The sequence below is a fragment of the Vibrio sp. SALL6 genome (genome assembly GCF_002002385.1).
Taxonomy (GTDB): Bacteria; Pseudomonadota; Gammaproteobacteria; order Enterobacterales; family Vibrionaceae; genus Vibrio; species Vibrio parahaemolyticus.
Map to the genome: position 1 here is coordinate 1 of NZ_MQVK01000074.1, position 1,063 is coordinate 1,063.

Annotated in this window: 1 protein-coding gene; it reads left to right on the forward strand. The window is 40.1% G+C overall.

Features of this window, described 5'->3' with window-relative positions:
* On the forward strand, window positions 1–946 hold a 946-nt coding region (locus BIW15_RS25235; RefSeq protein ID WP_373270268.1), incomplete at its 5' end, for an HNH endonuclease.
* Window positions 947–1,063: the final 117 nt, after the last annotated feature.

Below are 1,063 nucleotides of genomic sequence, written 5' to 3' on the forward strand. Positions count from 1 at the left end.
CCTTAACAGGGCGTTAGCCGTAATTGGAGAAACGATGAAGATCTATGTTGTACGATTAAACCCTGATACAAGAGAGCATGGTCAATACTCAAAGTATCCGACCAAAAGTGAATACAATAAAATTCACTCAGAATCACCAATGAATGGATTCCATGAGGCAGTGAACTTTCTTTCTGAACGTGGAACTGTTAGGGGTTATCTGCCTCCGAGGCACTCTGCTTCTTTAAGAGATGGTAATCCTTTTTGTTTAATCACTATTACTGCTAAAACAGCAAAAGAGGCTCAAGATAGAATTGTAGGGATTCAGGTGGGCTGTGTTTACTCAGGTGAAGTCAACCGGCTGAATCTATCGTCTGATAAAAATGCACCAGATTTACTTTGTCATTATTCTTGCGCAGATACGATGTCCTTGTTGTTTTCCAAGTCATTGAGCAATGCTCGTGAAACAATTTTGCATGATGAAATTCAATGGATTCGAGGTCCTGTAAAAGAGATTAATATAGGAGCGTTGGAAAGGGTTTTAAGTCATCCAGATTTATCTAATCTGCACAATCATGAAGTGCAAAAATTGAGTACCATCAGCTCATTTGTTACGGGCAAGCTATCTTCTGATGATGAAGCATTCTTAGATACTTCGGCGTTCCAAAATGAAGTTCTAAATAAACTAAGGAAAAAGAAAAAACCAAAAGGAAATCAAGCACCAAGCCTCAGGGAGGTGACTGCTTATCAATATGCTCGAGACCCTGCTATAGTCGCTTTTGCACTGAATAGAGCAAAAGGAGTTTGTGAACAATGTAAACACGACGCTCCATTTATTTCGTCATCGACAGGACTCCCTTACTTAGAGGTTCATCATGTAATACCATTAAAGGATGGTGGTAGTGATACCGTTGAAAATGTAAAAGCACTATGTCCAAATTGTCATAGAGAGGCACATTACGGCTAACAAACGCTTTAAGACGGATTCGCAACGCTCGGCGGTTTTGGTCTGAATTAGCATTTGTGTTTACGGTGTAATTATTAAGTGTTGTGGTAGCGTTGCTCACCACTTAAGCGGGCGTTA